This window comes from Nocardiopsis sp. TNDT3, from assembly GCF_003427465.1.
GTDB lineage: Bacteria > Actinomycetota > Actinomycetes > Streptosporangiales > Streptosporangiaceae > Nocardiopsis > Nocardiopsis dassonvillei.
On sequence record NZ_QPFC01001221.1, the window covers coordinates 1 to 6,666 of the forward strand.

The 6,666-nt window shown below is 71.8% G+C and carries 5 protein-coding genes; 1 reads left to right on the forward strand and 4 read right to left on the reverse strand.

The annotated features are described in order from the left end of the window. Window positions 1-50: 50 nt before the first annotated feature. Entirely contained in the window at window positions 51-3,014 is a 2,964-nt protein-coding gene (locus DQW06_RS26105; RefSeq protein WP_117199492.1) for a UPF0182 family protein, read from the reverse strand. 297 nt (window positions 3,015-3,311) lie between these two features. Between DQW06_RS26105 and DQW06_RS26110 the strand changes: the two genes are divergently transcribed. Next, a complete protein-coding gene (locus DQW06_RS26110; RefSeq protein ID WP_013154801.1) occupies window positions 3,312-3,833 on the forward strand; it encodes a PPA1309 family protein in 522 nt (173 codons plus the stop codon). 122 nt (window positions 3,834-3,955) lie between these two features. Here DQW06_RS26110 and DQW06_RS26115 read toward each other — a convergent pair whose 3' ends face one another. From DQW06_RS26115 to DQW06_RS26125, 3 genes are all read right to left on the reverse strand, one after another. Continuing rightward, window positions 3,956-5,014: a PDZ domain-containing protein gene (locus DQW06_RS26115; protein WP_041552857.1), complete on the reverse strand. Its 1,059-nt coding sequence runs from the start codon at window positions 5,012-5,014 to the stop codon at window positions 3,956-3,958. Between the two features lie 90 nt (window positions 5,015-5,104). Continuing rightward, window positions 5,105-5,542, reverse strand: a complete 438-nt coding sequence (locus DQW06_RS26120) for a molybdenum cofactor biosynthesis protein MoaE (protein WP_013154803.1) — start codon at window positions 5,540-5,542, stop codon at window positions 5,105-5,107. 230 nt (window positions 5,543-5,772) lie between these two features. Next, window positions 5,773-6,666 (reverse strand): NAD-dependent epimerase/dehydratase family protein (locus DQW06_RS26125; RefSeq protein WP_117199493.1); only part of this gene is annotated, 894 nt, incomplete at its 5' end.

Here is a 6,666-nt window from a genome sequence, read left to right on the forward strand (position 1 = left end):
CCCGAGGACCCCCGCCCCCTCAGGGAACGGTCACCGCCGCAGGGCGGGGCTCAGTTCTCGTCCAGCTGCTGCTGGATGTCCTCCAGCGCCTCGCGCAGGCGGTCGTTGGCCTCCTCGTTGGACTGCTGGGCCTCTTCCCAGGCCTCGACGGCCTCGTTGAGGGACTCGGTGAGGTCCTCGTTGCCCCCACCACCGCCTCCGCCGCCGCCACCGGCCTCGGACTCCTCCTCGGGAGTCTGCTCGACGCCCTCCTCGGGGGCCGCGCCCTCTCCGTCGAAGAGGTTGCTGAGCGCGTCCGGCAGGCTGTTGCCGATGGCCACCTCGTCACCGAAGCCGACCATGACCTGCTGGAGCAGCGGGAAGGAGGCGGCTCCGCCGCCGCCCGCCTGCACGTACAGCGGCTCGACGTAGAGCAGGCCCCCGGCGAAGGGCAGCGTGAGCAGGTTGCCCCGCGTCACCTCCGCGTTGGACTGCTCCAGCGGCAGCAGCACCTCGCGGACGTCGGCGTCGGCGTCGAAGGCGTTCTGCACCTGCCCCGGGCCGAGGATCACCGTGCTCCGCGGCAGCTCCAGCAGCTTGAGCTGGCCGTACTCCTCGGAGCGCGGATCGCTGTCCACCGCCATGAAGGCCGCCAGGTTCTCACGGCCGCGCGGCACGAACGTGCTGGTCAGCGAGAAGGTGGACTCCTCACCCGGGTACTGGATGGTCTGCCGGTAGGGCGGCTCGGGGGCATCGGTCTCGCTGGTCGGGTCGCTGGGGACCGACCAGAAGTCCTGACCGCCGTAGTAGGCCGCGGCGTCCGTCACGTGGTACTCGCGCATGATCTGGCGCTGCACCTTGAACAGGTCGTCCGGGTAGCGCAGGTGGTCGACGAGCTCCTCGCTCATCTGGTCCCTGCTGACGACGGTCCCGGGGAAGGCGTCCATCCAGGTCTGGAGGACCGGGTCCGCCTCGTCCCACGCGTACAGGGTGACGGTGCCGTCGTAGGCGTCGACGGTGGCCTTCACCGAGTTGCGGATGTAGTTGACCTCGTTGCCCGGCAGCGCGCCCACCTGCTGGGCCGAGCCGTCGGTGAAGGTGTCGGTCACCGCCTGGGTGAAGTCGATCCGGTTGGCGTACGGGTAGCCGTCGGACGTGGTGTAGGCGTCCACGATCCACACGACCCGGCCGTCGACGACCGCCGGGTAGGGTCGGCTGTCCGTGGTCAGGTACGGGGCCACCTTCTCCACGCGCTCCACCGGGTCGCGCTCGTAGATGATGCGCGAGTCGTTGGTGATGGCGCTGTTGAGCAGGATGTTGGGTTCCTGGTACTTGATCGCGTACAGGATCCGGTCGAAGAAGCTGGCCAGCTGGACGCCGCCGTCGCCGTCGTAGCGGTTGTAGGCCTGCGAGTCGCTGCCCTCCCCACCGCCTCCGGCGCCCTCGGCGCCCTCGGCGCCCTCGCCGCCGCCCTCGGCGGGCGCCTCCTCTGCGGTCTGCTCCGCGGCCTCCTGGTCCGCGTCGGACGGGGCGCGGGCCTCGTCCGGGCTCGGGGAGACCTCCGGCTCGACCGCGTCCTCCGGGGTCGGGACGTCGCCGGTCTCCTCCTCGGCGTCGAGGGGGTAGTCGTACTCCTCCTCGGCCTGCACGATCGCGTACTCGGCGCCCTCGCGGCCGTAGTAGATGCGCGGCTCGTACTCGCCGACGACGTCGCTCAGCTCACCGCGCGGAGGGATGTTGTACTCGGTGAAGACCGGGCGCCCCTCGGCGTCGATCTGGGTGCCCGCGGCGGCGACCATGCCGTAGCCGTGGGTGTAGATCAGGTGCCGGTTGAGCCAGTTGTCCTGGTCGGCGGGCGGCCCGTCCAGCTCTCGGACGGCCACGATCGTGTCGATCAGGTTGCCCTCGGAGTCCGGGTAGCGGTCGACCTCCAGCACCTCGGGGAACTGGTAGAAGCCGCGGACCTGCTGCATCTGCTGGAAGGTCTGCGAGACGACGGAGGGGTCGACCAGGCGCACGGTGGTGTCCTGGGACTCCTCCACCAGGTCCTGGGCGCTGAGCTCGGTGGTGGCGTCGTAGGCCTGCACCTCGGCGTCGTCGATGCCGTAGGCCTGGCGCGTGTACTCGATGTTGCGCTCGATGTAGGGGCTCTCCAGGCGCTGCTCGTTGGGCGCGACCTGGAAGCGCTGGACGATCTCGGGGTAGGCCACGCCGACCAGCACCGCGGACAGCACCAGCAGTCCGAGGCTGGCCATGGGCACCATGATGTTCTTGAAGTAGATGTTGGCGAAGAACAGCACGGCGCAGATGACCGAGATGACCGTGAGGATGAGCAGCGCGGTCTTGACGGCGTTCACGTCGGTGTACGAGGCGCCGAAGGTGTAGCCGCGCTCGGAGAAGACCAGGCCGTAGCGGTCCAGCCAGTAGGAACCGCCGCGCAGCAGCACGAACAGGCCCAGCAGCACCGACAGGTGCACGCGGGCCGAGGGGGTGGCGCGCTGGCCGGAGTCGTTCTGGAGGCGGACCCCGCCGTACAGGTAGTGCACGATCACCGCGGCGATGAACGCCAGGATGACCGCCGCGTACAGGTAGCCGAGCAGGATGCGCAGGAACGGGTAGGTGAACGCGAAGAAGGCCACGTCCATGCCGAACTCGGGGTCGTTCACCCCGAAGTCGGTGCTGTTCACGAACTGGAGGTAGGACCGCCAGTCACCGCTGGCCGCGGCTCCGGCCAGCAGCGCGAGGGCGCCCACGGCGATCCAGAAGAACAGTTTGCGGTGCGGGTCGATGGACTGCCGGTAGCGGTCCAGGCCCTGCTGCTCCAGGCTCATCGGTCGGATGCCGGGCCGGGAGCGGTAGGCGAAGAAGATGCTGGCGCCGACGATGACGGCCATCACCAGTCCGGCGACGGCGAACAGCAGCACGCGGGTCCACAGTTCGGTCAGGAAGACCGAGGTGTAGCCGACGGATTCGAACCACTTGAAGTCGGTCCAGAAGTTCGCGGCGAGCATCAGCCCCGCGATGATGACGACCACGGTCGCCGCGACTGGCGCGAGCAACCTTGATCGGCGAGGCATACGCGCAGGTGGTGCGCCGGGCGATCGGAAGCTCACGCCTCCCCCTCGTTCTGGCTTGGTAGGTGCGTATGGGTGCGCGTGTGGCGCTCTGTTACTGAAAACTTAATCGGTGGTCCCCGGGTTCCCGAAACGGCCCTCGTCCGGGTGACAAGGCTGCATCGTTGCTGTATCGGAGTCGCATCCGGAAGGCCACGTGGCGACCCTACTGTCCGAAAACAGGGGCGTCGCGCTTCCCGCATCGGTCACTATGGAAACGTGTCGAACATTCGCGAAGCCGTCATGGACCTCGAACGCCACGCCGCCGAGCAGGGCTGGGACCGGCCGCTGGGCCTGTACGCCCTGGTGCCGACCGCGGAGCTGCTGCGGGCGGAGCCCGCGCTGGCCGGTCTGCTGGGCATCGACTCCCCAGCCGACCCCGACGAGCTGACCCCCGTCGAGCAGGAGCAGCTGCCCGCCGACGTCCCGCTGGAGGAGGCGCTGGGCCGCATCCTGTGGCCGGAGGGCGTGGCCGGGTGCGCGCTGGTGATGGAGCGCCTGGTGGTCAAGGGCACGGACGAGACCCTGGCCCCGGACGAGCAGCCGGGCTCCTCCGGCCGCGAGACCGAGGAGATCCGCATGGTCGCCGGTGTGCTGCGCGACGGCTCGCGGCACTGCGCGATGCGCATGCGCAGCCACGACAGCGAGTCGGAGGTGCTCAACGGGGCGGATCTCATCCCGGCGCTGACCTCCGCGCTGGCGCTGACCCTGGACCTGGACGAGGAGTCCGGACAGGACTGATCTGGGCCGTTGGGGGCGCCCGCGGGGTCGCGCGGGGCCCGGGAGCGCACCCGTGGAACGCGGGTGCGCGCCCGGGGAGTCACCTGTCCAGGAAACCCGGGCACGGGACGGGCGCCGCGCCCCTACTCGCAGCGCGGCAGCTCGCCCTCGCCGGTGCGGATGGTCTCCAGGGCCGCGACCGCGTCGTCGAGGGTCTCCACCCGGACCACCTCCAGTTCGCCGTAGGCGGCCGACTGGGCGACCTGGGAGCAGCTGTCGGCGGCCACGAGGAAGTACTCGGCGCCGTCGCGCTGGGCGCTGACCATCTTCTGCGGGATGCCGCTGATCCCGCCCACCCGACCGTCGGCGGTGATGGTGCCCGACCCGGCGACGGCCGCGCCGCCGGTGAGGCCCTCCTCGCTGAGCCGGTCCATGATCCCGAGCGCGAACATCATGCCCGCGCTGGGCCCGCCGATGTCGCCGATCGTGATCTCCACGTCCACGGGGAAGTCGGTCTCGTCGGCGATGAGCACGCCGATCGCGGCGCCGCCGGAGTCGCCCTCCTCGCTGGCGACCTCCACCTCGACGGTCTCGCCGTCGCGCTCCAGGGTGAGTCCGACCGGGTCGCCGGGCTCGCGGTCGCCGACCATCTCCACGACCGCGGCGCTGCCGGCGGGGACGTCGGGGTCGCCGCCCTGGGTGGGCACCGGCTCGCCGTCCACGGCCACGACCGTGTCGCCCGCCTCCACCACGCCGTGCGCGGGCATGCCCTCCAGGGTGCCGCTGACCACGGGGACCGCCTCGTACTCCATGCCGAGCTGGGTGAGCGCGGCGGCGGTGGCGTCGGTCTGCGAGTCGTTCATCTGCACCGTCTGGCGCTCGGTGACCTCCTCGGGCGTGCGCCCGGCTGGGAAGAGCAGCTCCTCGGGCAGGACCGCCTGGGTGGGCGAGAGCCAGGCGGTGACGACGGTGAGGAAGTCGAGCCGGTGCCCGGGCCCGCCCGCGTACTGCACGGTCACCATGGACAGGGTGCCGTCGTGCTCGTAGCTCTCGGCGCCCTCGATCTCGATGACCTGCCCGCGGTCGGTCTCCCCGACCGTGTTGACGGTCAGGCCCGGCGCGGCGACCAGGTAGGGCACGGGCAGGTGGAGGCTGCCGATCCCGAGCCCGACGAGGAGGACGAGCGCGACAACGAGGGTCATGGCACGACGAAGCATGCTCCCCAGCCTATTGCCGCGTCCGGACCGGCGGGGGTCCGCCCTCCCTCCGGCTCACCCGGCCGCCGCGGGCGGTCAGGGGGCGCCCACCCACTCGCTGCGGCCGTCCTCGAAGTCCTGCTGCTTCCAGATGGGCACCTGGGCCTTGAGGTCGTCGATGAGGCGGCGGCAGGCCTCGAAGGCCTCCTGCCGGTGCGCGGCGGCGGCGGCCACGACCACCGCGATGTCGCCGATCTCCAGCTGGCCGACCCGGTGCGTCGCGGCCATCCGCACCACGGGGCGGCCCGGGACGGAGGTGTCGCTGAGGACCTTCTCCATGACGACGCGCAGCTGGGCCTCCACCGTCGGGTGGGCGGAGTAGGCCAGGCGCGCGACGTCACGGCCGTGGTCGTGGTCGCGGACGGTGCCGACGAAGACCGCGGTGCCGCCCGCGCGCGGGTCGGAGACCGCGGCGAGGACCTCGTCCACCGACAGGGGGGTGTCGCGTACTGACGCGAGAGTGATCTCTTCCACGACATGACCGTATCAACCGGTTGTTCCCCCATGTGGGGACACGGGTGCGCGTTCCGACGCACGCGCACGGGCACCGGCACAGGAAGCGCGCCGCACTCCCACGGTCCCGGGTCGGGTTGGGAGCCGGCGTCGGCCGCGTTCCCGGCGTGTGCCGCGCGCACGGGCTCCGGGTCAGGTGGCCGGGGTTCGTCGGCGCGCCGTCGATACGCGTGCCGCGCGGACCCCGGGCCTCACGCCCCCTTGCGTTTGCGCAGGTGGCGGATGGCTGCGGCGGTGCCGATGGCCGCCGCGGCGGCTCCGGCGGCGCCCGCGGCGGTGATGGTGACCTCCTTGCGGCCCAGGCTGCGGCCGACCAGCGCGGGCCTGCCGCTGCGGGACTCCAGCAGGGCTGCCAGGGCGGACTCGTTGTCGTGGGCGGGCTTCCACCCGGCCTCGCGCAGCACCGCGCAGTCCACCACGCACGGGTAGACGAGGAACTTCAGCTCGCCCTCGGCCGCCGGGGTGATCCGGGCCTGGTGGAGGCGGCGGACGGCGCCGAAGGCCAGGTTGGCGGGCACCTCGAAGTGCTTCATCCCGGAGACGGCCTCCACCTCGTCCTGGGTGAGGGAGCCCTCGCTGGCCACGGCGACCACGCCCTCGGGCCCGTCCACCCCGTGCAGGGCGCAGAAGGCCAGGGCGCTGACCAGGTCGTCCTCGTGGCAGAACTGCCAGTGCTGTTCGTGCCCCTTGACGGTGAGCAGGCGCGGGGCGGAGAAGTGGCGGCTGAGGAGGGTGTCGAGCCCGGGCCCCACGAGCGGGGCGGGGCGCACGACGGTGACGGTGAGGCTGGGGTGGGCCCGGCGGGCGCGCTCGGCGAGGGCCTCGATCTCGGCGAAGTCGCCCATGAGCCCCTCGCTGTTGTCGGACACGCGCGGCGCGTTCTCCGCCAGGGGCACGGGGCTGTCGGGGGCGGCCCCGTAGACCATGGTGCTGGTGACCAGGATGACGCGGGGGACCCCCGAGGCCGCGGCGGCGGTCAGGACCGTCTGGGCCGCGCGGATGTTGTGCGCGCGGCGCCGCGCGGGCCGGGTCTCCAGGGAGCGGTCGTCGGCGGTGTGCACGAGCACGTCCACCCCGCCGAGGCG